This is a genomic window from Archangium lansingense, assembly GCF_026626635.1.
GTDB lineage: Bacteria > Myxococcota > Myxococcia > Myxococcales > Myxococcaceae > Archangium > Archangium lansingense.
Genome location: NZ_JAPNKA010000001.1, coordinates 5019113 through 5043262 on the forward strand (window position 1 = coordinate 5019113; position 24150 = coordinate 5043262).

At 68.1% G+C, this 24150-nt stretch carries 17 protein-coding genes; 12 read left to right on the forward strand and 5 right to left on the reverse strand.

Annotation, left to right across the window (positions count from 1 at the left end; translation table 11 throughout):
* Nucleotides 1–104: 104 nt before the first annotated feature.
* From purH to OV287_RS20680, 6 genes are read left to right on the forward strand one after another with little or no spacing between them, the layout of a single operon-like run.
* Entirely contained in the window at nt 105–1649 is a 1545-nt protein-coding gene (gene purH / locus OV287_RS20655) for a bifunctional phosphoribosylaminoimidazolecarboxamide formyltransferase/IMP cyclohydrolase (protein ID WP_267535755.1), read from the forward strand.
* Between the two features lie 3 nt (nt 1650–1652).
* The gene (locus tag OV287_RS20660; protein WP_267535756.1) at nt 1653–5021 is read left to right on the forward strand and encodes a zinc-ribbon domain-containing protein; all 3369 of its coding nucleotides are present in this window, start codon (nt 1653–1655) and stop codon (nt 5019–5021) included.
* A gap of 1 nt (nt 5022) precedes the next feature.
* A complete protein-coding gene (gene purD / locus OV287_RS20665) occupies nt 5023–6288 on the forward strand; it encodes a phosphoribosylamine--glycine ligase (RefSeq protein WP_267535757.1) in 1266 nt (421 codons plus the stop codon).
* A gap of 9 nt (nt 6289–6297) precedes the next feature.
* Entirely contained in the window at nt 6298–7410 is a 1113-nt protein-coding gene (locus OV287_RS20670; RefSeq protein ID WP_267535758.1) for an LptF/LptG family permease, read from the forward strand.
* Nucleotides 7407–8531: an LptF/LptG family permease gene (locus OV287_RS20675; RefSeq protein WP_267535759.1), complete on the forward strand. Its 1125-nt coding sequence runs from the start codon at nt 7407–7409 to the stop codon at nt 8529–8531. Before OV287_RS20670 ends, OV287_RS20675 begins: the two co-directional genes overlap by 4 nt.
* An 11-nt stretch (nt 8532–8542) precedes the next feature.
* The gene (locus OV287_RS20680) at nt 8543–9832 is read left to right on the forward strand and encodes an O-antigen ligase family protein (protein ID WP_267535760.1); all 1290 of its coding nucleotides are present in this window, start codon (nt 8543–8545) and stop codon (nt 9830–9832) included.
* Here the strand turns inward: OV287_RS20680 and OV287_RS20685 are convergent.
* Entirely contained in the window at nt 9739–10983 is a 1245-nt protein-coding gene (locus OV287_RS20685) for a glycosyltransferase family 87 protein (protein WP_267535761.1), read from the reverse strand. The two genes, OV287_RS20680 and OV287_RS20685, sit on opposite strands and share 94 nt — an antisense overlap.
* Nucleotides 10984–11172: 189 nt before the next feature.
* Between OV287_RS20685 and OV287_RS20690 the strand changes: the two genes are divergently transcribed.
* From OV287_RS20690 to OV287_RS20705, 4 genes are all read left to right on the forward strand, one after another.
* Nucleotides 11173–13182, forward strand: coding sequence for a serine/threonine-protein kinase (locus OV287_RS20690; protein WP_267535762.1), 2010 nt, complete (start codon nt 11173–11175; stop codon nt 13180–13182).
* Between the two features lie 51 nt (nt 13183–13233).
* Nucleotides 13234–14793 carry a hypothetical protein gene (locus OV287_RS20695; protein ID WP_267535763.1) on the forward strand — a complete coding sequence of 520 codons (1560 nt, stop codon included), beginning with the start codon at nt 13234–13236 and terminating at the stop codon, nt 14791–14793.
* Between the two features lie 102 nt (nt 14794–14895).
* On the forward strand, nt 14896–16095 hold the full coding sequence (locus OV287_RS20700; RefSeq protein WP_267535764.1) for a tetratricopeptide repeat protein: 1200 nt from the start codon (nt 14896–14898) through the stop codon (nt 16093–16095).
* A gap of 253 nt (nt 16096–16348) precedes the next feature.
* Nucleotides 16349–17473, forward strand: a complete 1125-nt coding sequence (locus tag OV287_RS20705) for a UvrB/UvrC motif-containing protein (RefSeq protein WP_267535765.1) — start codon at nt 16349–16351, stop codon at nt 17471–17473.
* A 10-nt stretch (nt 17474–17483) separates the two neighbouring features.
* Here OV287_RS20705 and OV287_RS20710 read toward each other — a convergent pair whose 3' ends face one another.
* The 4 genes from OV287_RS20710 to OV287_RS20725 all read right to left on the reverse strand — a co-directional run bounded on the left by OV287_RS20710 (nt 17484) and on the right by OV287_RS20725 (nt 21245).
* Entirely contained in the window at nt 17484–18593 is a 1110-nt protein-coding gene (locus OV287_RS20710) for a DNA alkylation repair protein (protein ID WP_267535766.1), read from the reverse strand.
* A gap of 8 nt (nt 18594–18601) precedes the next feature.
* Complete coding sequence (locus OV287_RS20715; RefSeq protein WP_267535767.1) at nt 18602–19438, reverse strand: hypothetical protein; 837 nt, start codon at nt 19436–19438, stop codon at nt 18602–18604.
* On the reverse strand, nt 19425–19994 hold the full coding sequence (locus OV287_RS20720; protein ID WP_267535768.1) for a hypothetical protein: 570 nt from the start codon (nt 19992–19994) through the stop codon (nt 19425–19427). The genes OV287_RS20715 and OV287_RS20720 overlap by 14 nt, the downstream gene beginning before the upstream one ends.
* A 198-nt stretch (nt 19995–20192) precedes the next feature.
* Nucleotides 20193–21245 (reverse strand): glycosyltransferase family 4 protein, encoded by a 1053-nt coding sequence (locus OV287_RS20725; protein ID WP_267542383.1) that lies wholly within the window; start codon nt 21243–21245, stop codon nt 20193–20195.
* A 119-nt stretch (nt 21246–21364) separates the two neighbouring features.
* Here OV287_RS20725 and OV287_RS20730 point away from each other — a divergent pair, with 119 nt between their 5' ends.
* Together OV287_RS20730 and OV287_RS20735 are read left to right on the forward strand one after the other, a co-directional pair.
* Nucleotides 21365–22504, forward strand: a complete 1140-nt coding sequence (locus OV287_RS20730) for a glycosyltransferase (protein WP_267535769.1) — start codon at nt 21365–21367, stop codon at nt 22502–22504.
* 223 nt (nt 22505–22727) lie between these two features.
* Nucleotides 22728–24122, forward strand: coding sequence for an undecaprenyl-phosphate glucose phosphotransferase (locus tag OV287_RS20735; RefSeq protein ID WP_267535770.1), 1395 nt, complete (start codon nt 22728–22730; stop codon nt 24120–24122).
* Nucleotides 24123–24150 lie beyond the last annotated feature (28 nt).

The window sequence follows — 24150 nt, forward strand, 5'->3', positions numbered from 1 at the left end:
CGGGCCGGAATCAGCAGGCGCACACGGGTTGCATGCTTCGTTGACACCCCGTGGGGTGGTTGCTAGACGAGCCGCCTCTCCTACAGACAGAGGCGTGCAAACCCGTGCTGGCTCTCCTCAGCGTTTCCGATAAACGCGGTCTGGTCCCCTTCGCGCAAGGGCTCGTCCGGCTCGGCTTCGAGCTGCTCTCCACCGGGGGCACACTCGCCGCGCTCCAGGCGGTAGGCGTGCCCGCGAAGAAGGTGTCCGAGCACACCCAGAGCCCGGAGATCCTCGGGGGCCGGGTGAAGACGCTCCACCCCCGCATCCACGGTGGCCTCCTCGGACGGCCGGACCTGGAGAGTGATCGGGCGGAGATGGCCGCCAACAGCATCGCCCCCATCTCCCTGGTAGCCGTCAACCTCTACCCCTTCCGCCAGACGGTGGCCTCCGGGGCCTCCGAGGCCGACGTCATCGAGCAGATCGACATCGGCGGTCCGGCCATGGTGCGGGCCTCGGCCAAGAACTTCCGCCACGTGACGGTGGTGGTGGACCCGGACGACTACGAGGCCGTGCTGGCCGAGCTGGAGAAGTCCCGCGCCACCAGTGAGGAGACGCGCCGGCGGCTGATGCGCAAGGCCTTCGCCCACACCGCGGCCTATGACGCGTCCATCTCGGGTTGGCTGTCGGCGCAGGCTGGCGAGCCGTTCCCCCAGGAGCAGACGCTCGCGTTCCAGAAGGTGCAGAACCTGCGCTACGGCGAGAACCCGCACCAGCGCGGCGCCTTCTACCGCGAACATGCCGCGCCCGCGGAGCCCACCGTGGCCTTCTCCCGCGTCCTCCAGGGCAAGGAGCTCTCCTACAACAACATCCTGGACCTGGATGCGGCCCTCGGCCTGGTGCTCGAGTTCCCCGAGCAGCCCTGCGCCGTCATCATCAAGCACAACACCCCCTGTGGGGTGGCGCTGGACGCCTCGCTGGTGACGGCCTACCGCACGGCGCGCGCCATCGACGAGGTGTCCGCCTTCGGTGGCATCGTCGCGCTCAACCGCGAGGTGGATCGCTCCACCGCCGAGGCCCTGGCGGAGACGTTCCTCGAGGCCGTCATCGCCCCGACCTACTCGGCCGAGGCCCTGCAGGTGCTGTCGGCCAAGAAGAACCTGCGCTTGCTGGAGGCGGGCCCTGGCCTGGCCTCGACGGCTGCCCGCCCGAGGGCCCAGCTGGAGGCCCGGAGCGTGTCCGGCGGCCTGGTACTCCAGGATAAGGACGCCGTTGAGCCCCAGCTGGAGTGGAAGGTCGTCAGCAAGCGCGCCCCCACCCCTGAGGAGGAGAGGGCTCTGCGCTTCGCCTGGAGGGTGTGCAAGCACGTGAAGAGCAACGCCATCGTGTTCTCTAACGGCTCGAAATTGCTGGCCGCCGGGGGCGGGCAGACGAGCCGGGTGGACTCGGCGAAGATCGCCACGGCCCGGGGGGGCGAGGCCCTCAAGGGGAGCGCCGTGGCCTCGGATGCCTTCTTCCCCTTCAGGGATGGGCTCGACGAGGCCGCCCGGGCGGGGGCCACCTGCGTGGTGCAGCCTGGCGGCTCGGTGAGGGACTCAGAGATCATCGCTGCAGCCGATGAACATGGAATGGCCATGGTGCTCACCGGAGTGCGACACTTCCGGCACTGAGCCATGCGGATCATCTGCCAAAAATGTGCGGCGGCCTACGCCATCGATGACCGGGTCATCACGCCCAAGGGCGTGCGTGCGCAGTGCCCGCGCTGCCGTCACCTCCAGTTGGTGAAGCGCGAGGACTCGCCTGCGGTCCCGGAGTCCAAGCCCGCTGCCGCCGCGCCGAAACCTGCCCCCGCGGCCAAGCCCGCCCCCGCGGCCAAACCCGCGGCGGCGAAGCCTGCTGCCTCCAACGCGAGACCGGCCACCCCGTCCGCGTCCCTGTCCGACTCGCTGTTCGGCGATCTCGGGGACCTCGAGCCGGCGCCGGATCCCAACGAGTCCCCGTCGGACGCGCTGCTGAACGACCTGGCGGCGATCGGCAGGCCGGCAACGCCAGCCGCTCCGTTGGACAAGGACTCGCTGTTCGGCGACCTCTCCGAGCTCACCCAGTCGTCTCCGTCCAATCCGACGATCGACATCGGCGCCTCGTCCAAGCCGGGGACCCCGACCTATTCGATTCCGTCGGGCGATCTGCTGTTCGACGAGATCTCGCCGCCTCCCACGTCCGCGCCGCAGCCCAAGCCGGCTGCTCCGATGCAGGCCCGGCCAGCCGCGCCCGCGCCACAGCCCAAGCCCGCTGTGCCGGCCTACTCGGTGCCTTCGGACGACGCGCTGTTCGACTTCAACGCGCCGCCTGGGTTCGAGCCGCCCGCGCCGCAGCCCAAGCCGGCTGCTCCGGTGCAGGCTCGGCCAGCCGCGCCACAGCCCGCCGCCGCAGCGTTGCCGGAGATGGCGGACGACGGGATCTTCGACTTCAACGCTCCGCCCGGATTCGACGCGCCGCAGCCCAGGCCGGCCGCTCCGGTACAGGCTCGGCCAGCCGCGCCCGCGCCGCAGCCCAAGCCCGCCGCCGCGGCATTGCCGGAGATGGCGGACGACGGGATCTTCGACTTCAACGCGCCGCCTGGATTCAGCTCGCCTCCCCCCGTGGCCGCGGCGGCTCCAGAGAGTGATCCCCTCCTCGACTTCTTCGGTGCACCGTCCTCGCAGCCAGCGCCCGCTGCGGCTCCCAGGCCCGTTGCTGCTCCGGCACCCGTCAGTGCTCCCGCGGCCCCCAAGGCGTGCCGTGAGTGCGGCAAGAAGCTGGTAGACCCGTTCGACCAGGCGCTCGGTGCATGTGAGGAGTGCCGGAGTCGCGGACAGCAGAAGCCCACCACGCCCACGCCCGCTCCCGCGCCCGAGACTCGGGTGGAGGTCATCGATCTGCCTCCGCTCGGCGACTCGGGGGCCCAGGCGCCCGCGCCGCTGCCTCCAGAGTCCGGCAGCGGTGTGCGTCCTGCTCCCGTGCTGGCGGCCGAGCCCCGCAGCGCGGTGAATTCGCGTTCCGGCGTGGCCGTGTCCGCTTCGAGCGGTGGAGGCCGTGGTGCCCTCGTGGCGGCTGCGGTGGTCCTGCTGCTCGTGGGTGGCGGTGGGGCCGCGTACATGTTCGTCCCCCAGGTGAAGGCCCTGGTGGGCGGTCAGTCCGGCGGTGGTGGCGGCAGCGAGACCACGAACCCGTCCGGCCAGCAGACCGCGGCGGCCCCGCTTCCTCCCGCCCTGGAGTCCGTGCTGCCGCGCTGGCAGCTCATGTTCTTGGACGCCAACAGCGGTGACAGCAAGCAGTTCCTCGCCCAGGGGCAGTCGCTGCTCGAGAAGGATCAGCGCATTGCCTACTCGGAGGCGGCGGAGTCCTTCCAGCGGGCGCTGCTGTTGGATCCTCGGAGCGACACGGCCATCGGTGGCTACGTGCAGGCGCTCGCGCTGGGGCTCGGCTCGCGGATGGACGATGCGACCTTCCAGGAGGCGAGCTCCCTCATTGAAGCCGCCGAGGGCCGGGCAAGCCGCGGTCCGGACCTGCTGGTGGCGCACGCCAACCTCCTGCTCGCGCGCTCCACCAACTCGGACAACGTGCAGCAGGCGCAGAAGCTCGCCGAGGAGGTGCTGGCCAATCCCAAGGTGGGCACTCCGGCGCAGAAGGCCGAGGCCCACCTGGTGCTGGGCCGTGTCTTCCTGAAGTCCTCCCGCGAGCTGGCCAACCAGCACTTCGAGTCGGCTCTGGCGATCGCCTCGGACTTCCAGCGCGTGCACTACTACCGCGCGCTGGCTGACGAGACGGCCGGCGACTACTCGCTGGCGATCGAGCGGCTGCAGAAGCGGCTCGCTCAGGATCCCGATCACTGGGAGACCCGGTCCACCCTGGCCCGCATCTTCCTGGAGGTGGGTCAGGTGGAGCTGGCGCGCGATCTCTACGAGTCGCGCCTCAAGAGCGCACCGGCCGACTTCCAGGCGCTGCTCGCGATGGCGGTAATGCGCTACCAGGTGGAGAACGGACTGGCCGGTGGGCTGGGTGCCCTGCGAGCCATGCTGCGCAACCGCGACAAGTACGACGAGCGCGAGGTGTCGGAGCTGTTGGTGCACCTGGCAGCCGCGGAACGCTTGGCCAACAACCTGGAGGCGGCGGCCAAGGCGGCCCGCGAGTCCCTTCAGTTGGTGAAGAACAATCCGGCGGCGCACCTGCAGCTCTTCCTGGTGGCCGTGGCGCGCAAGGACGCCCCGACGGCGGCCGAGCACCTCGCCAGCCTCAAGGGTCGCCTGGACGCGCCCGTCGTGGAGAAGATGCTCGAGGGCCGGCTGCGGCTGCTCGAGCGAAAGCCCGCCGATGCGACGGCGCTCTTCATGGAGGCCTCGAAGCTGGATGATCGCTATGTGGATGCCCTGATGCTGGCCGGAGTGGCCGCCGCCCAGGACGGACGCCGGGACGAGGCCTTCCGCATGCTCTTCCAAGCCAGCAAGGGAGATCCGCTGCGGCTGGCTCCCCGGCCGGTCGTCACCCCGTTCTACATGCGCTCTGGAGAGCTGTTCGAGGGGCTCGACGGCTCCATCCTGGCGGCTGCCCGCGGTTCAGATGACCTCCAGGCCCTCCTCTACGAGGGGCTGCTACGCTTCCACCAGGGAGAGGGCGCGGCGGCGGAGAAGCTGCTCAAGAAGGTGAACGACATCGACACCAACCACGCTGTCGCGTCCACCTACCGGACCCTCATCGCCCTGGGCCGCAAGGATCTGAAGACGGCGAAGCTGCATGCCGCTCACGCGGTGGCGGGTGGACGCCAGGAGGGTATCGCCCACCTGGCGCAGGCACTGGTATGGGTGGAGTCCAAGGAGCTGGAGCTGGCCAAGCGCTCCCTGCGCGACGCGCTGGCACATGCCCCGAAGCTGTACTCGGCGGAAGTGAAGCTGGCCGAGCTGGAGGGGGCCTCCAGCCGCGAGCGGTTGGTCAGGCTCCTGAGCCTGGATCCTTCGTTCCTGCCCGCCAAACGCGTCCTCTACTCACTCGACAAACGAGGTTGATGTGAAGGTCCTTCTGCTCGGCTCTGGTGCGCGGGAGCACGCGCTCGCGTGGAAGTTGTCCCAGAGCCCGCGGTTGACGAGGTTGCTGGTGGGCCCGGGCAATCCGGGCACTGCCCGCGTGGCTACCAACGTGCCGCTGAAGGCCGATGCGCCCGACGAGGTGGTGGCGCTCGCCCGGCGGGAGCAGGTGGACCTGGTGGTGGTGGGCCCAGAGGCGCCGCTGGTGGCGGGAGTGGCGGATGCGCTCGTCGCGGCCGGCATTCCCTGCTTCGGCCCGGTGGCGGGGGCCGCGCTCATCGAGGGCTCCAAGGCCTTCGCCAAGGAGATCATGGCCGAGGCGGGCGTGCCCACCGCCGGCTTCCAGGTGTTCACCGACGTGGCCCAGGCCGAGGCCTACGCGGTGGAGCAGGGCCGCATCGTCGTCAAGGCGGACGGGCTGGCGGCGGGCAAGGGCGTCATCGTGGCGCACGACGCACAGGCCGCCCGCGAGGCGGTGCGCGCGGTGGGCGCCATGGGGACCGCGGGCCAGCGGATGGTGCTGGAGGAGCTGCTGGAGGGCGAGGAGGTCTCCGTCATCGCCCTGTGCGACGGCGAGCGCTATGTGCTGCTCCCTCCGGCGCAGGACCACAAGCGGGTAGGGGAGGGCGACACAGGGCCGAACACCGGTGGCATGGGCGCGTACGCACCGGCGCCCTTCCTGTCCGCTGCTCAGCTCTCCGAGGTGGGCGAGCAGGTGATTGCCCCGACACTGGCGACGCTGCGGCGGCGGGGAATCCCCTTCCGGGGCGCGCTGTATGCGGGGCTGATGCTGACGCGTCAAGGGCCCAAGGTGCTCGAGTTCAACGCGCGTTTCGGTGACCCCGAGACGCAGGTGTTGATGATGCAGTTGGCGGAGGACGTGCTGCCGCTGCTGGATGCGTGTGCGCGCGGCAAGCTGGAGCAGCGTCCGCTCGTGGTGCACCCCGGCGCCTCGGTGGGTGTGGTGCTCGCCGCGCAGAACTACCCGGAGACGCCGAGGCGGGGCGATCGCATCGAGGGTGTGGACTCGGTATCGGCCAGTTGCCCGGTGTTCGCCGCGGGGGTGGAGGAAAAGGGTGGTGCGTGGCTCACGGCCGGTGGCCGGGTGCTCACCGTGTGCGCGCGCGGCACGGACCTGGCCGAGGCTCGCTCCCAGGCGTACGCCGCCACGGCTCACATCCACTTCGAGGGCATGCATTTCCGGCGGGACATCGGTGCCAAGGGGCTGCGGGCGCCTGCCGTGAAGTGACCTGACGCCGTGAGCCTGCTCTCCCGCTATCTCCTCAAGGAGCTGGTCGTCCCCCTCGTGGTGTGGGTGGCGTTCCTCTTCTTGCTTCTCTTCGTCATGCAGTTCCTGAGGGGGACGGACGTCATCCTCGGGTCCTCCGTGACGCTGGAGGACCTGGCGCAGCTCATCGTCTACCTCGCGCCGCACTTCCTGATGATGGCGATACCCGTCGCCTTCTTGCTGGCCATCCTCCTGGGACTGGGCCGGCTGTCGGAGGACCGCGAGCTCACCGCGCTCCAGGCGCTCGGCATCGGACCGGTGCAGCTGCTCGCGGGGCCGCTGGCCATTGGCCTGGTGCTCGCCGGGCTCATGGTGCTCATCACCTCCACCGCCGAGCCGTGGGGCCTCACCAGCATCAAGAGCTTCGTCGCGGAGCTCATCAAGAAGAACGTGGTGGGCGACGTGAAGTCCGGCGTCTTCTACGAAGACCTGTCCAACCTCACCGTCTACGCCGAGAAGGTGGATGCAGAGGACCGCCGGTGGACCAACGTGCTGCTCCATGATGACCGGGAGCCGTCCTCGCCCCTGTTGATGCTCGCGCGCAACGGTCAGGTGAACACCAACCGTTCCGGGCAGGTGCTGACGCTGGAGCTCGGCGATGGCGAGGCACACCGGGCCAATCAGGACTCCTCGTCGTACTCGGTCATCACCTTCCAGCAGGCGGAGATCGCGGTGGGCGTGGAGGGAGCCATGGGGCGGCGCAACCGCTTCCGCTCGCCGAAGGAGGAGCTCACTCCGAGCGAGCTGCTCCAGGCCGCCGACGAGGCCAGGCGCACCGGGGGTGATCCCACGCCCTTCCTGAACTCGCTGTACAACCGGCTGGGGCACTCACTCGCGCCGCTGTCCTTCGCGCTGTTGGGCACACCGCTGGCCATCGGGCGGCGGCAGGGCGGACGCGCATGGGGCTACCTGCTGTCGCTGGGTGGCTACGTGGCCTTCCACCTGCTGATGCGGTTCTTCGAGCAGCTGGGCCTGAAGGGTCATCTGCCGCTGCCGCTGGCCAACCAGCTCGCCAACATCGTCTTCGGCGTGGTGGGCCTGGTGGCCATGTACCGCGTCAGCCGCGCGGGGACGGTCCGGTGAAAGGGACGCTCTTCCGCTACGTGGTCCGCACGTACCTCCAGTTCGCGGTGGGCATCCTCGCCGCCGTGCTCTCCATCTTCCTGGTGGTGGACTTCGTGGACCGCGCGCGCCAGTACACCGGCGAGGGCTGGGTCTGGAACGTGCTGGTGCTGTACGCCAACAAGGCGCTGGTGGCCACGCAGCAGCTCGGGCCGGTGGCGCTGCTGCTGGCCGCGGGGACTTCCATCTCCTCCCTGCGCAAGCGCGGCGAGGTGACGGCGATGCAGTCCCTCACCTTCGGTCCCAACGCGCTCTACCTGCCGGTGGCGCTGTGCGTGGCGGTGGCCTGCGTGGGGCTCATCGCCTTCGACGAGTGGGTGGTGGTGGATGCCGCCCGGCGCGTGGAGGAGATCACCACCCAGCGCTTCAACCGCTGGGGAGACTGGGGCGTGTACCACACCCCCAAGCAGTGGTTCCGCAAGGGAGATCACATCTTCTACCTGCGCGCCGGCAATGCGCAGGAGGGCTTCGAGAACGTGGCCATCCTCACCGTCACCCCGGAGTTCCGGCTGGGGCGGCGCCTGGACGCGCAGTCGATGCGGCCGGTGGAGGGGACCCGCTGGCAGCTGAGTGGCGTGGTGGAGCGCTCCTTCACGAAGGACGGTCAGTCCCAGGTGCGCCAGGTGGCGGAGGCCGAGTACGACCTGGGGGTCACGCCGTACACGTTCCGTCTCCGCCCCGGCCGGCCCGAGCAGATGCGGATCCCCGTGCTGCGTGAGCAGATCCGCGTCCGTGGGGAGGTGGGGCGAGATACCCGGCAGTTCTCGCTCGTGCTCTACAACCGGTTCTCCCACCCGTTGGCGAGCTTGCCCGCGGCCCTGCTGGCGGTGGGACTGGCGCTGCGCCCGGGGCGCAAGGGACACCTGACGGTGGCGATCGTCGAGGGCCTGCTCATCTCCGTGACGATGTGGGGCCTGATGGTGGTGACCCGGACGCTGGCGCTCTCCGAGCGGATGGCGCCCGCGGTGGCCGCGTGGCTCCCTGTGGTGCTGCTGTCGGTGGCCGCGGCCCTGCTGTGGCTGCGCGGCGAGGGCTTTCTGAGGAGCAGGCAGAGACTTTTACCCCCTCTAGGGAGAGGGTAGAGGAGAGAGCATTGCGTCGAGCCGTCACCATCGTCCTTGCGGTGTGGGCTGTGGGGATCGTCCTCGCGGAGGTCGTCCAGCAGGTCGCCGTGGCCGTGGCGGTGCTCCTGTCGCTGGTACTGGCCTTCCGCAAGGAGCTGCGCCTGGAGCCGGATGTCCGGGCCTATGTGCGAGCCACCCTGGCGCTGGCGGCGTGGCAGCTGGTGTCTCCGCTGCTGGCGCTCGCAACGGGCGCGGCGGAGCGCTGGCCGCGGAGCAGCCGTTACGGGCAGGTGCTGGACACGGTCGCGGGAGCCGCGGTGGCGTCGATCGGAACGGTGGGCGTGCCGTGGCTGCTGCTGGGTGGGTTGATGGCCGGGGGGTGGTTGCTGGTCTCGGCGCTAGGTCTGTCCCAGCACTTCATCCTCTGGACGTGGGAGCCGCCGGCCCTCTTGAAGCTGAACCTGTCGAGGCTGCACGAGAACTTCGGCACACCGGAAAAGCCGCGCTATGCGGCCGGAGGTCTCCTCTTCCATCGGCTGCGTTTTTCGCACAGCGCGATCGCGAGTCTGGGGCCCGCGCTGTCCGTGCTGGCACGCAGGGGCATCACGTGGCGCCGGGCTCTGGCCGGAGCGATGGTCTGTGCGCTGCTGCTCGCTCCCTTCACCGCGTTCGCGCGTGCTGCCCTGCTGACTGGGCTCATCGTGTGCGTGCTCGCCTTGCTGTTGCTGAGCCGAGGCACACCCCGGAAGGTGGGCCTTGCCGTGGCGGTCGCATTGGCATGCCTGGTGGCGATGACGCCAGCGTGGCTCGAGCGCCTGGGAAAAGCGGCCGAGAACCTCTTCGGCGGAGAGCGGACTCTGGCGATGTCGGTGGGGTGGCGATTGGTGAAGGAGCACCCGGTGCTCGGCGTGGGGTTTGGCAACCACAAGCCCGCTGCGGTGGCGACGCAGCCCGAGACGGGCATCACGGAGCTGCTCGCCACCGACTCACACAACCTGTGGCTGACGGCGTGGGCGGAGACCGGGCTCGTGGGGCTGGTACTCCTGGCCACGGTTCACCTGCTGCTGGCGCGGGCGCTGGTGCGCAGGCACCGCGCGGGTTCCCTCGCGGCCACGGGAGCGCTGCTCTCCTTCGTCGGGTTCCACATCCTCTCGATGGTGCACTACCTGCCGTACCACACCAGCGTGCACCTCACCTTCGCGTTCTTCTGGGGCCTCGGCCTGTGTCAGGGGAGCGAAGTCCTGGGGACTTCGCTGCGTCCCGCTCTGCGCGCCAGCACGGACAGCCATAGCAGCAGCGCGGTGAAGACGAGCGCATAGGGGCGCCAGAGCAGGACGTGACGAGCCCCGTCCGCGCCGAGCAGGAAGTCCGAGGTGAGCACCCCGGTGAGGCCAGCCACCGCCACCAACGCGAGTCCCCCGCGCGTCTTCCTGGCCGCCGTGGCCCAGAGAAGAGGCCATGCCATGACGAAGTTCGCCCGCCACGCGAGGGGTGAGAGCAGCGTCACCCCGAGGCAGCAGAACGCGAGCAGCTCCATCGGCCCGGCCCTGCTCCAGGCCACCACCGCGACGAAGAGGACGAGCGCGAGCCCCTGTGCCATGGCGAGCGCCGACCCGGAGGGCACGGACTCCACGGGCAGCACGAGGGAGAGCAGCAACGTGGGAAGGCCCTGGGGGTTGTGCCCGAGTGCCCAGGGTGGGGTGGTGCGGGCGAGCGTGTCCAACCACGCCTCTCCTTGGGTGAGGAGCCCGTCGAGCCCATAGCGTGCGAGCGAAGGCAGCGTGAGCACGAGCCCCACTCCGATGCTCGCGGTGAGCACGCGCCAGTGCCGGCGCGCCAGCAGGAAGAGGCCGAGGAGCGCCGCGGGAGGCTTGAGCAGCAGCGCTATGGCGAAGGCGGTCGCGGGCCCCCAGGTCCTTCCGCGCTCGGCGCCTACAGCGGTGAGGACCAACAGGAGCAGCATGATCGCATCCACCTGCGCGTAGAAGAGCTCGAGGTGGAGCGCGGGCAACAATGCGACCGTGGCCACGGGGGCGGCCCAGTGCCAGGGTGCGCGCTCTCCTGGGGCCGATGCGGCGCGCGAGATGAGCTGGGCCAATGCTCCCAGCGCCAGCACCGAGCCCAAATTCCACAGCGCCGCCGCGACGCGCGCGGGCACGAGCGTGAACGGGAGAAACAAGGGCGCCGTCACTGGCGCGTACTTGAACGGCATGAAGCCGTCGCTCGGGGGATAGAGCGCCGCGCCCGCGAGGAAGCGCTCGGCGGCGAGCAGGTAGACACGGAAGTCCAGGGCGCGCCGTGGGTGCTGCCCCAGAATCACCGCCTGCACCGCGAGCACCAGCAGCAGTGCCCAGAAGAGTCCCTGTGGGGTGAAAAGGGCAGCGACCAGGCGGGGGCGCGCACCTGCGGGTGCCGACGCTATCGCTCGGGGCTGCTCAGGCAGGGCTTCAGGGGACTTCGTGGTGGCCATGGATGGGGCGCATGCTTCAGGAGGCCCGGGTGAAGTTCAAGGTCTGGTCGTCCAGAACCGAGCCGGGCAGTGGACGCAGGCCCCAGTAAGCGTCGCGGCGGTGCGATGCCTGCCTGGCGGGCACTGGCGGAGCGGGCTCGAAGCGGGCTAAGTCATGGGCCGGGCCCTTTGTCCGGCCCGATGCTCCCCATGACTCAACCGGCTGCCAGTGACATTCGCGTGGGCGCGGTCCTGCGAGACACGTACGAGATCACCTCGCTGCTCGGGAAGGGAGGGATGGGCGCGGTCTTCCTGGCCCGTCACCGCCGGCTCCCGGGCAAGCAGGTGGCCGTCAAGGTCCTCCATAACAGCGCGAGCCTCAATCCCGAGCTGTATGCGCGCTTTCGCCGTGAGGCGGAGATCGCCTCCCAGCTCGGCCACCCCAACATCGTCGAGGTGCTCGACTTCGACACCCTGCAGGACGGCACGCCCTTCCTGGTGATGGAGTACCTGCGCGGCGAGAGCCTCGAGCAGCGGCTGTCGCGCGGCCCGCTCCCGGTTGACGCGGCGCTCTCCATCACCCGGCAGGTCTGCTCGGCCCTCCAGGCGGCCCACCGCGCCGGAGTCGTTCACCGCGACCTCAAGCCCGCCAACGTGTTCCTCGTCCCCACCGACTCCGGGGGCGTGGTGGGCGAGCGGGTGAAGCTGCTCGATTTCGGCATCTCGAAGATGCTCGACTCGCAGACGCTCCAGACCCAGGACGCCGTGCTCATCGGCACGCCGCAGTACATGGCGCCCGAGCAGGCCCTGGGGAAGAACAGCGAGGTGGATGCCCGCACCGACATCTTCGCGCTCGGGTGCATCGTCTACGAGCTGCTGTCCGGCAAGCCCCCGTTCGCAGGAGATGGCGGCAGCATCGTGCAGGTGGTCTTCCGCATCGTCCACGGTCAGCCCGATCCTCTGGCGTCCCTCTGCCCGGACCTCCCCTCGCGGGTCCTCGGCGCGGTGGAGAAGGCCCTCGCGAAGAGCCCGCAGGAGCGCTACCCGGATGTCGGAGCCTTCATCGCCGATCTGACCGGCAGCCCGCTCCAGTCGCTCGCCGGAGCGGCGGTGCCCTCGTTCTCCTCTTCGCGAGCGGCTTCCGTGCCCTCCGGTGCGGCGGATGATGGCGGGTTCGCCGCGACGCACATGCCCTCGTCTACGGCGCGCTTTGGGGCTCCGGCTGCCGGCGCGGCGGATGATGGGGGGATCGCTGCGACGCACATGCCCGCATCCACGGCGCGTTTTGGGGCTCCGGCTGCTGGCCCGGCGGATGATGGTGGCTTTGCCGCGACGCACATGCCCGCGTCCACGGCGCGTTTCGGGGCTCCGGCCGCTGCTGCGCCGGACGATGTCGGCTTCGCTGCGACGCATATGCCTGCCTCTACTGCGCGCATGGGGGCTCCTGCCGTTGCCGCGACGGATGAGGGCGGGTTCGCCGCGACGCACATGCCCTCGTCTACGGCGCGCATTCCGGCTCCCGTGGTGCCGCAGCCGCCTCCGGCGAGCCTCGCTCCCGCCACCGCTTCCCCAGCAGTGGCCCCTGTGCCCGTGGCGGTCCAGGCTCCCGTGCCGCAGGTTGTCCCCGCTCGCTCGGGACCTGGGATGGGCAAGCTGGCGGGGGCGGCGATGCTGGTCCTCGCACTCGTGGCCCTGGGCTGGTGGTTCGGAACCCGGTCCGCTCCTGGGCCTGTGAACATCGCGCCCGTTCCCGTGGCGGCGCCGACTCCTGCTCCGACTCCTGCCCCTGCGCCCCAGGTTCCCGCGGAGCCGAAGGCGCCTGTTTCGCCTGAGCCCATCGTCAAAGTGGAGCCCCCTGTCTCAGCCGCTACTTCCACCTCGACCTCTACCTCTACCTCCACCACGGTGACTCCCAGTGCCACCGCGAGCAAGTCGTCCGGGAGTGAGGCCGTTCCGGAGGAGGCGCGTGAGCTGCTCAAGAAGGCGGAGCGCGCGCTGAAGGACGGCGATACCAAGGAGGCAATCCGTCTCGCCCGCAGCAGCCAACAGGTGAAAGTCACCCCCGCGTCGTACTCTGTACTCACGCGTGCCTACTGCCAGCAGCAGGATCTTGGCAGTGCCATGGGGAAATGGCGCGAAGGCAAGCTGAAGACGTTCGAGACGGAGCGCGGCAAGGTCATCAAGTTCTGCAAGAAGTACGGCATCGAATTCGAGTTCTGAGCGCTCGCGCCCGCCCCTCGCGGGCCCTGGCGCCCTCTACAGGAGGCAGACGTGAGAGCCGTTCAGGCGATGTTCATCGTGGTTGGAGTTCTGTGTGCAGTCCCCGCCCGTGCGGCGGCGCCCGTGGAAGCGGGAAAGGTGTACTCCGGTTCGGAAGGGGAGCAGGTGGCGGTCGTTCCGCTCTCCCCCGTGGAGAGCAAGAAGGCCCTCCTGCAGGTGCAGGGCACGGGGAGCGAGCTCGACGGCAAGGTGCTCCCCTACGAGGTGGATGACTCCTCGGGCGACAACGCCTACTACCGCACCGAGCTGCGGGGCCGGCGCTGGTCCACGCTCATCATGCGCTCGAGCGGGGGCGGCCGCAGGATCTACTACCTCAACGTGCCCGGCCGGCGTGATGGCATCACGGTGACCTTCGACGAGGCGCGCACCAAGACCCTCAAGGGCGAGGACGTGTACGCGCAGCACCAGAAGCAGAAGGCGGATGGCACGGTCACCCGGCTGATGGCGTTCGACCGGAAGGCCGAGACGGCCCAGGCCGAGAAGTCGCTCTCCGAGCCGGTGAAGTCCATGAACGCGGCGTGTGGCACCTCGGCGACGGTGGCGATCGACTGGAACAGCATCTCGGACGAGCTGCTCAAGACGTACAGCATCTCCTCCTACTGTGAGTCCCCGTTCACCGCGCTGGAGAAGCTGTGCGCGTCGCCCGAGGGGAAGAAGGCCGTCCAGGCCCAGGTGAAGGAGGTCTCCTGCCGCTTCGGTGACGCCATGAAGCTGGAGGTGCAGGGGGGCAAGGTTGCCTGGACGACCGCGAAGGACGCGGCGAACCAGGAGGAGTTCGCCACGAAGTACTACACGGAGAACCTCGAGTCCGCGCGGGGCCAGGGCGAGAAGCTCGCCGAGCGGCTGCGCCTGGAGCAGATCCGCGTATGCACGGATGGCAAGGGCCACTACGTGGCGATGATGCCCCATGAGACGCAGCGCGTGGAGCTCGCCTACGGTGACGCCAAGCGCCTCGTCAAGGTCGCGTCTCCGCCCTGGGTGCTTACCGGCTACCACTTCCTCGAGCCGCGCTTCTTCAACAAGACCATGAACCCCTCGTTCCGCGGGCTCGACATGCGCGTGTACTCGGAGGTGGAGCTGGACGAGGAGAAGAAGACCTGTGCGGTCCGTTGTGGCGCGCAGACCATTCCGTTCACGCTGCTCGAGTCCGAGAAGGCCCAGGAGCTGGTGCAGAAGGCCACCATCGAGCCCAACCCGCAGAAGTTCGTGCCCTATGCGCTGCTGCGCGACCAGAAGGGCCGCTACTACCTGGTGGAGCGTGGCTTCCATCAGTCCGAGGAGCGGAGCTTCCGGGTCTCCATCGGCCCCAAGGGCGGCCTGCAGCAGCAGAAGATGACCGACATCGTCTCCGACTCGGAGGGAGAGATCTTCGCCACGAAGAAGGGCGAGCTCCGGTTGCTGGTGGACCGTGCGGCGCCCTCGTCGTGGATCGAGAACAAGAAGAAGATCGAGCTGCGCGCGGTGCCCATCGAAGAGAACCTGCCGCTCATCTACAACGAGCTCGGGGTCTACACCGGTGCCCGCCTGGGCACGCCGTGTGACGACCAGTGACGCCGTGACTGTGCCCCGGATGGAGCGTGTCCGGATTTGAACGCTCCACCGGGAGGGTCATAGACTGCCCCCGCTTTACTTCTCTTTTCGGGGGCAGCAGACATGAAGCGGTTGTTTGCGTTGGCGTTCTCTTTGGGGTGCGCGGTGCCGGTGTCCGCGTTGGCGGCGGATACCATCAAGGTTCAGATCCTCAGCGCTACGGTGAAGGATCAGAAGATCGCCGGTGCGGAGGTCATCGCCCAGAAGAATGGCGAGGCGTCCATCAAGGGCACCACGGCGGCGGACGGCACGGTCCGGTTCGAGAAGCCCTTCGGCGGATCCGATGACAGCGCGGTGAGCCTGATCGTCAAGAAGGACGGCTATTCGAACCTGGTGGTGAAGTGCCCGTGCGATGGGCTGTCGTATGCCATCAGCCCGGTGATGCTTCAGAACCTGGACGGCATGCGCATCGTCCTGAACTGGGGCGCGCAGCCGAGCGATCTCGACTCGCATCTGGTCCACCCCTCGACCCACGTCTACTACTCCGCCAAGCAGGGGGACCTGGCCAACCTCGACGTGGACGACACGACGAGCTACGGCCCGGAGACCGTCACGCTGGAGAAGAAGAAGAATGGCGTGAAGTACCTCTACGCCGTGCACAACTACACCGAGGGCGACAAGCAGGGCTCGCTGACGGTCTCCAACAACAGCCAGGCGAAGGTGTTTGTCTACGTAGGCTCCTCGCTGGTGCGCACCTTCACGCCGCCCAAGGGCAAGGCCGGCAACGTCTGGGTGGTGTTCGGCATTGGCGACAACGGTGAGTTCTACGACATCAACAAGTTCACCGACGTGAAGGACCGCGGTCAGGTGGGCTCCTTCATGCAGGGCCTCATCAAGGGCGGTGGCTTCCAGTCCGTCCCCGAGGTGTCGGTGGATCAGACGCGCCTCGCGGACACGCTGAACAAGCAGGGCGAGAAGGCTTATCACGAGAGCAAGCTCGACGAGGCCGTGTCGCTGTATCTGGAGGCGATCGCGAACAACCCGGAGCACGGGCAGGCGTACAGCAACCTGGGATTGGCGTACCAGAAGCTCAACCGCAACGCCGAGGCCCTGTGGGCCAACCGCAAGGCCATTGCGCTGGCGTCGGGCAAGGCCGCGGCCACCATCAAGGCCAGCTCCTTCTACAACATCGCCCGCGTGTACGAGGGCGAGCAGAAGTGGGCCGAGGCGCTGGAGAACTTCCAGTCCGCGCTGAGCAATAAGGACCACGACGCCTACAAGAAGGGCATCGCGCGGATGAAGGAGAAGCTCGGCCAGAACTGAGCCGGGGCTTCACACGCGGGGGAGGGAAGCGGGTGGATTTTGCGACGTATGCCCGCTCCTTCCCCCGTCGTCCTCGTGGCCGAGGACGAGACCGACCTCTGGGCGAGGTGCCCGTCGTGGCCGGTGAGGGCTGGCTCCTCCGCTCGCTCGACGGCCGTGCATCGAGCGGGGAACCCGGGTGGCCGGGTGGGTTTCGCGTGACGGCTATACGCTGAGCGGCCCCGGTGTGTCTCTAGACCGGGTCATTCGCCGCATGAGTGCACGCCGTCTCGAACAACTCCGCGAGGATGTCCGCGCCCGCGCCGAGAACCGTCCCGGGGTCTACCGCATGAAGGGCCCCTCGGAAGAGGTGCTCTACGTGGGTAAGTCCGTGAAGGTGCGCACGCGGTTGCTCTCTTATTTCCGAGCCCAGCGCGGGGAGAAGGGGGCGGAGATCATCGGGCATGCGCACGGCGTGGAGTGGGACTACGTCCCGAGCGAGTTCGCCGCGCTGCTGGAGGAGTTCCGGCTCATCAAGCGCTGGCGGCCCCTCTACAACGTGGAGCACAAGCGCGACAACTTGCTGTGCTTCATCAAGCTGACTCGCGAGGCCGTGCCCCGGCTGCTGGTGGTGGGGCAGGTCATCAACGATGGTGCGGAGTACTTCGGTCCGCTCCGCGGCCGGCACGGCGCCACCGAGGCGGTGCGGGCGGTGAGCGACTTGCTGGAGCTGCGCGACTGCTCCTCGGACACGCCCATGCGGCTGGCGGATCAGATTGAGCTGTTCCGGCAGGGGGAGGATCCGCGCTGCATGCGCGGCCAGGTCGGGCGCTGCCTGTCCCCGTGTGCCGGCGGCTGCACGCGCATCGAGTACCTGGCGCGTGTCAGTCAGGCCCGGGACTTCCTGAATGGGGTGACGGACCAGCCGCTAGCCCTGCTGCGTGAGCGCATGAGCGTTGCATCGCGGCGTCTCCAGTTCGAGTTCGCCGCCGAGCTGCGGGACCGTGCGGCGACGCTGGAGCGGGTGCAGGCCGAGTTGCTCCAGATTGGCCAGTTCGTGGAGCAGTTGTCCTTCGTCTACACGGTCCCTGGTCACGACGGGGAGGACCGCGCCTACGTCATCCGCCGAGGGAGTGTACGCGCCGAGCTAGTCGCCCCGCGGACTCCGAACGAGCGGCGCGCCCTGGCGGCGATGGTGGGCGAGATCTTCGAGCGGCCAGCGCTGGCAACCATTGGATTGCGCGCCCACGAAGCGCAGGAGGTGCTGTTGGTGGCGCGCTGGTTCCGTCTCAACCCGGAGGAGTTGGAGCGGACCGTGCCCGCTGCGTCCTTCTCTGCCCTCGGACCAGGTCTGGGATCCGTGGATGCTCCCTCTCCCTCTGGGAGAGGGTTGGGGTGAGGGTCTTCACTCAACCGACGACGGTGAAGCTCCCGAGATCCGTGGCCCGGCCGTTCACGAGCGCCTCCACCCGATGCGTGCCCGCGTAGGGCTTTCGCGTCGTCATCGCGGCGAAGGAGATCGTCTTCTCGAAGGAGCAGGACGCGCCGGGGAGGAGATCGACCTTGCCGCCCTTGAAGACCTTCGGACTGGCCGAGCCGTTTGCCTTGATGAAGTGCACGGCGAAGTCGACGACGGCCTGCTGGCGTGTCTTCGCGCGGTTGGTGACGGACAGGGTCATCCCGATGCTCTCTCCGAGCCGGACCTGCTTGGGCTGGAATGAGGCAGTCACCTCGAGCTCTCCGCCGCCGCGGAACCCAAGCACCGAGAGCGCGCGGGTGTCTCCACGCTTCACCGCGGAGCGGAGCGCATGGCCGATGATCCACAGCCGCTCCGGTGATGCCCCCTCCTTCCAGCGTGCGCAGGTATCCACCAGGAGCTCCGGGTTGTCCTTGCCGATGTCGTTCAGGTTGTTGGCGACGGAGCGCCGGACGTAGAGCTCGGGGTCATCCTTGAGCAGCTCGAGCAGCGCGAGCACCGGACTCGGATCCTTCTGGAACGCGCGGAGCCTGGAGGCCCAAGGCAGCCGGGGCCTCGTGCCCTCCGAGACGAGCCGCCGGATGTGGACGTTCGGATCCTTCGTCCACTGGTGGAGGCGCTCCAGGGTCTCGCGAGGGTAGCGCTCGAGGAACGGGCGGATGGAGAACTCCGCGGTGAACCGCTTGGTGAGCTCGTATTGGGCGCGCATCGACGCCTCGAAATGGCCGAGCCCGTGCTCCGAGACGTACATGGTGTGGGGCAGGTAGATGAACACCTCCATGCCCTGGCTCTCCTCGCGTTCGCGCTCCGGCCCGAGCGAGCGCAGGAGGATTCCAGCCGCGCTCTCGAAGTCACCCGGGAGCGCCCGGTGCATCGCCTGCATGATGTGGCGGGCGCGGCCCAGGAGCTCATGGGCCTCGAGTCCGGTGGCGGCCTCGGACAGGAAGTGTTGCTCCGGGAAGGATGGGTGCGCGCCACGCAGCATGGTGGCGATGCGCTTCACCACATTCCGGTCGAAGAAGTTCTTGAGCTGTTCTGGCATGTCTTCTGTCAATCCTCGGAGGACTCTGCTTCTTCGTCCTCCTGCTGCTGTTGCTGTTCGGCCTTGAGCTTCTCCCGCTCTTCTCTCAGGCGCGACAGGGAATGCAGGGTGTGGCGGTTGAGATGCTTGTGATACACGGCGTGGTGGTACTCACCCGCGATGGCCACCAAGAGCATGGGAGACGCGGGATGGCTCGTCAACCAGGCCATAGCCTCCTCGCGAGTGTCGAAGGACGCGGTCGCGGGAGGCAGGGGCTTCGACTCGAAAACCTCGAATAACAGAGCCCTCGAATGGTCGCGCAGCAACTCGCGAAAACCATCCTCACGTGAGTACCACAATTCGTAATACTCGTCGCCAATCAGGACATGGCCACCACTGGGGGGCTCCGAGGGACTGTTCAACCATGCCTCTGCCTCCGCACGGGTGTCGAAATAGGCGATGGCATACAGTGGATTGTAGGAGATGCCTTCGCGATAGCTTTCGAGCGCCTTCTGCTTACCGCTGTCTACAATGAAGTTGAGCAGATCAATCATGACGAGAACATGCTGCTTCCGTGCTGGATCCGTCGTTTCATCAAGTGCTCGGAGGAGGAGTGCCATTCCCTGCTTTGACAGCTCATCTGTGTGCGCTTTGAATGCGGTGCTCTCGTAGGAGGTGCGCTTGGGGTCGAGGCCCGCGAGGTAGTCTTCAAAGACATAGACTTGGCCAGTGATGATCGTGAAGTTCCAGTGTGCGCGCACGTGTCGCCAAGCAGTAACTTCTTCCTCTCTTCCGGCCGATTCAGCCGCCCGCTGCAGGCTTCCAATCATGAGCAAGCCTTCATTGAGGAGATCATGGATTTGCATACAACACCTCGGCGACTTGTGGATCGGCGGGCAGTCCCGATGGAGGCTCTATTGATGCTACAGCCAGGAGTGGTACGAGACAAAGAACGCCTCCTCCCGAGCCTGCGACTGCGGCGACGAATGCCACTCCAGTGATAACGATGATGGTGCCCGTCACGATTTCCTTCCGGTGGCTCTTGAGCCAGTCAATAGCGATGTCCACCCTCGTGAACTCTTGAGCCTCCTTCTCGGCCCATGGTCCCTGCCCGTTGAGGCACTTTTGATAGAACTTCGTGCATGTGCTTTGGCACCAGTCACCCCTGTTTCTTGCCCACGACCCGCGGTAGCTCGGGTATTTCTCACCCTCGATTGGGATAGGCCTCGGGCTGCTCGTGCACAAGGCAATGCACATATCCTGTTTGGATTCGCAATGGGCGGAGGATGTCGCGACGCGCACGAGCCTTCCAGCAAGTCCACCGTGTCTTGTGTGGTAGGGATAATTCGTCAGGTCGAATTCCTCAAGGGGCTTCCAGGAGTGGCGCACCTGCCCGTTCGGAGACTCCTCGATGACGAGCACATGCCGGGTTAACTCCTGTGTGCTCGTGGGTCCAGGGGCCGGGTATCGGGTGGCACTGCAGGAAACGAGCAACACACAGAGGAGCGTGGCGCCGAGCCTTCGCGGCACCGTGAGCATTGTCATGGGGTCCATGTCCCTTATTGCGAATCTGGCCTCGAATGCGGGCCACGGACCATACCTCGGTAAAGCATGACTGGCTCAGCGCGATTCGAGCGCCCGGCGATAGGTGGCCAGGGTCCGTCGCGCGCAGTCTTCCCAGTTGAAGAGCGCTGCTCGCTCGCGGCCTTTCTCCGCCAATTCGCGGCGCAAGGCATCGTCGCGCAGCAGCTTCAGCGCCGTTTCCCGCCATGCGTTCGCGTCATCCGGGGAGAGCAGCAGCGCGGCCTCGCCCACCACCTCCGGCAGCGACGTGGCCCGCGCAGCCATCACCGGTGTGCCGCACGCCATGGCCTCCAGCGGAGGCAACCCGAAGCCTTCGTAGCGCGAGGGCATCAACAGCGCCGTCGCGGCCCCGTACAGGCGCGGCATGTCGTCTTCGGGGATATCGGCCAGCTCGATTGTCGACTCCGGGAAGCCCAGTTCCCATACCGCGCCCTTGCCCGCCAGCAGCACGATGGGCACCGGCAGCGATGACGCAATCTCCGCCAGCAACCCCAGGTTCTTGAAGGCCTTGGTGTTGCCCACCGCGAGGAAGAAGCGTGACGGCAGCTTCCGGCGCTCGCGGAAGTCCTTCAGCTCCGAGGCCGTCGGCGGTTGGTAGCGCGCGTCCACGCCATTCGGAATCACCTGCAGGCGGTAGGGCGACAGGCTGAGCTCCCTCGCCAACTCCGTGCGAGAGAACTCGGAGACGGTGATGAGTGCCCGGGCTGTCTTCGATCGGGGACCCACAATCAGCTTGTAGTAGGCGCGGCGGCCCGGGCCGTACTCATCCGCCAGCACCAGGTGGTTGGCGTCGTGCAGCGTCGCCACCAGCCGCCCCGGCCACAGCGCGGGCACCGAGAAGGACGTTGCGTGGAACAGGTCGGGCGCCAGCTTGATGAGCGAGGCGGCGAGCACCGGTTGCTCCAGGGGCGATAGGAACTCCACCGGGCAGCGGTGCAGGGGGATGCGCGGCGTAAGGGCCCCGAGCCCCGCCGGCAGCCCCTCCGGGCCCGTGAGGCCGCTGAAGCTCAGGTCCGGAGCAAGCTCCGGTAGCCGGCTCGCCAGCTCCAGCGCGTATCGCGCGATGCCGTGCAGCCGGCCACGAACCATGCGCAGGTCGATGAGGACGCTCGCCACGGGGGAGCCACTACCACACGTACGGGCCAGATGGTGGGGCTCGGTTGGCTGGTTGTCGGCAATCGGGCCGGGCGGTGGTACAAGGCCAGCCCGTGAAGGTCGCCCTCGTCCACGACTGGCTCGTCACCCAGCGCGGCGGTGAGCACGTGCTCGAGGCACTGTGCGAGCTGTTCCCGCAGGCGGACATCCATACCCTCGTGCACCGCCCCGGCGTCGTGCACCCGCGCATCGAGTCGCGGCCCATCCATACCTCCGTCCTCCAGCGCATTCCGCGCATCCACAAGCTCTACCGGCACTTCCTCCCGGTCCTCCCCCAGGTCATCGAGTCCATGCGCCTGGAGGGCTACGACCTGGTCATCTCCTCCAGCCACTGTGTGGCCAAGGGCATCCGCAAGCCGCCCGGGGCGAAGCACCTCGCGTACGTGCACGCGCCCATGCGCTACATGTGGGACCTCTTCGACGACTACTTCGGGCCGGGGCGAGCCTCGCTGCCGGTGCGCGTGGCGGCGCACGCGGTGCGGCCGTACCTCCAGAAGTGGGACCGGGAGAGCACCGCCGGGGTGGACCGCATCCTCGTCAACAGCCAGCACATCGCCAGCAAGGTGCAGCGCTTCTGGGGCCGCGAGGCCTCCGTGGTCTACCCCCCCATCGCCCTGGACCGCTTCTGCCAGCACTCGCTCGAGGGGCTCGGCCAGGGCGGCTACTACCTGTGGCTGGGGGCCTTCGCTCCCTACAAGCGGCTCGACATCGCCCTGGAGGCCTTCCGTCACCTGGATGCCCCGCTCTGGGTGGTGGGCACCGGCCAGGAGGCGGCGAAGCTCACCTCGGGGCCGCTGCCCTCCCACATCCGCTTCCTCGGCTCCGTGCCCAATGAGGCGCTCGCCGGCCTCTACCGCGACGCGCGCGCCCTCATCTTCACCCCCGAGGAGGATTTCGGCATCGTCCCCCTGGAGGCCCAGGCCTGTGGCCGCCCCGTCATCGCCTACGGGCGGGGTGGGGCGCTGGAGACGGTCAGCCCTCTCACGGGTCTCTTCTTCGACGAGCAGACGCCCGACGCGCTGGTGGAGGCCGTGCACCGTTTCGAGCAGTGGGAGCCCCTCTTCCAGCCCGCCGACGCTCGCGCCCAGGCCGAGCGCTTCAGCCGCTCCGCCTTCCTGCGCGCGGTGCAGGCCGAGGTGGACTCGCTGATGGGTGCTCCGTCCCGCCCCGCCGTCCGGGCCGCCGTACCCTGACACCGCTGTCCTGGAGGGTGTCTTTTTCGAGGGGCGTACACCCGCCGCGGGGGCTCGCACCGTTGGCCACAAGTCCGGGCAACCCCTTGGATTCCGGGCGCTTTCCATGGTAGGAGCGCGTCCGGCCGCATGGGTTGTCCGGTGCAGGACGGCGTGTGGGGGCGGGGTGCGACGATTGCAGGTCGCGGCCGAGCGTTTTGCAGGCCACAGTAAGGAGGCCCGCGTGTTCAACCGGTTCCAGCGCTTCTATACGTCCATCAAGGTCGCCGCCGACGTGGTGATGCTGACGCTGGCGTTCGCGCTCGCCTACGTCAGCCGCTTCGAGGGCCCCATCCCCGTCTTCTACGGGTTGCCGGCCGTGGAGGAGACGCTGCTGTCGCTGGCGACGGTGCTCATCGTCTTCCCCGTCACCTACCGGCAGGCGCGGCTGTACGCCACCAACCGGGCGCGCACGCACATCGGCGAGGTGTTCGAGGTCTTCAAGGCCACCATCATGGCCACGCTCATCGTGGTGGCGCTGACGTACTTCACCCGTGAGCGCTACTCGCGTCTGATGCTGGCCTTCTTCGCCGGCTACTCGTTCGTGGGCGTGTCCGCGGTGCGGCTGGTGCTGCGCGCGGTGCTCAACGAGGTGCGCCGGCGCGGCTTCAACCTCAAGTCCATCCTGGTCATCGGCGCGGGCGAGCTGGGCCAGCGCGTCATCGAGACGGTCGAGGGCCACAAGGAGCTGGGCTTCCGCGTGGAGGGCGTGCTCACGCTGCGGCCCGAGAAGGTGGGCCTGCAGGTGCAGGGCGTGCCCGTGGTGGGCCACATCAAGGACGTGGACGCCGTGCTGGATGCTCGCCCGGTGGATCAGGTCATCATCGCAGTGCCGCTCGAGGAGCAGGCCGCCGTCAAGCCGCTCATGGAGCAGCTCGCGCTGCGCACCGTGGACGTGAAGGTGGTGCCGGACCTCTACCAGTACGTCACCCTGTACGGCGGGCTCGAGGAGTTCGGCGGGCTGCCCATCATCAGCCTCCAGGGCGATCCGATGACGGGCTGGAACATGGTGGCCAAGCGCGTCTTCGACATCCTCTTCGCGCTGGTGGCCATAGCGGTGAGCGCTCCCATCATGCTGGCCGTGGCCCTCGCGGTGAGGCTCACCAGCCGCGGGCCCCTGCTCTATGCCCAGGAGCGCATGGGCATGGACGGCGAGACGTTCCACATCCTCAAGTTCCGCACCATGCGTGTGGACGCCGAGGTGACGGGCGCCATGATGGCGAGCAAGGACGACCCGCGTCGCACGCCCATTGGCACCTTCCTGCGCAAGTACTCGCTCGACGAGCTGCCCCAGTTCTTCAACGTGCTGATGGGCGACATGAGCCTGGTGGGCCCGCGGCCCGAGCGGCCCGTGTTCATCGAGGAGTTCAAGAAGCAGATTCCTCGCTACCACCTGCGCCACAAGGTCAAGGCCGGCATCACCGGCTGGGCGCAGATCAACGGGCTGCGCGGCCAGACGTCCATCCAGAAGCGGATCGAATACGACCTGTACTACATCGAGAACTGGTCGTTGCTGATGGACCTGAAGATTCTCATCCGGACTGCACTGGGCGGCTTCCTGTCGAAGAACGCCTACTAGCTCGGTGCCGGAGCGCTCGGGCAGGTGT

Excerpts from the sequence above, each read along its gene's own strand:
- OV287_RS20660 (WP_267535756.1), top strand. The coding sequence starts at position 1,653 with ATGCGGATCATCTGCCAAAAATGTGCGGCGGCCTACGCCATCGATGAC.
- OV287_RS20685 (WP_267535761.1), bottom strand. The coding sequence starts at position 10,983 with ATGGCCACCACGAAGTCCCCTGAAGCCCTGCCTGAGCAGCCCCGAGCG.
- OV287_RS20690 (WP_267535762.1), top strand. The coding sequence starts at position 11,173 with ATGACTCAACCGGCTGCCAGTGACATTCGCGTGGGCGCGGTCCTGCGA.
- OV287_RS20700 (WP_267535764.1), top strand. The coding sequence starts at position 14,896 with ATGAAGCGGTTGTTTGCGTTGGCGTTCTCTTTGGGGTGCGCGGTGCCG.
- OV287_RS20705 (WP_267535765.1), top strand. The coding sequence starts at position 16,349 with ATGAGTGCACGCCGTCTCGAACAACTCCGCGAGGATGTCCGCGCCCGC.
- OV287_RS20710 (WP_267535766.1), bottom strand. The coding sequence starts at position 18,593 with ATGCCAGAACAGCTCAAGAACTTCTTCGACCGGAATGTGGTGAAGCGC.
- OV287_RS20715 (WP_267535767.1), bottom strand. The coding sequence starts at position 19,438 with ATGCAAATCCATGATCTCCTCAATGAAGGCTTGCTCATGATTGGAAGC.
- OV287_RS20725 (WP_267542383.1), bottom strand. The coding sequence starts at position 21,245 with ATGGTTCGTGGCCGGCTGCACGGCATCGCGCGATACGCGCTGGAGCTG.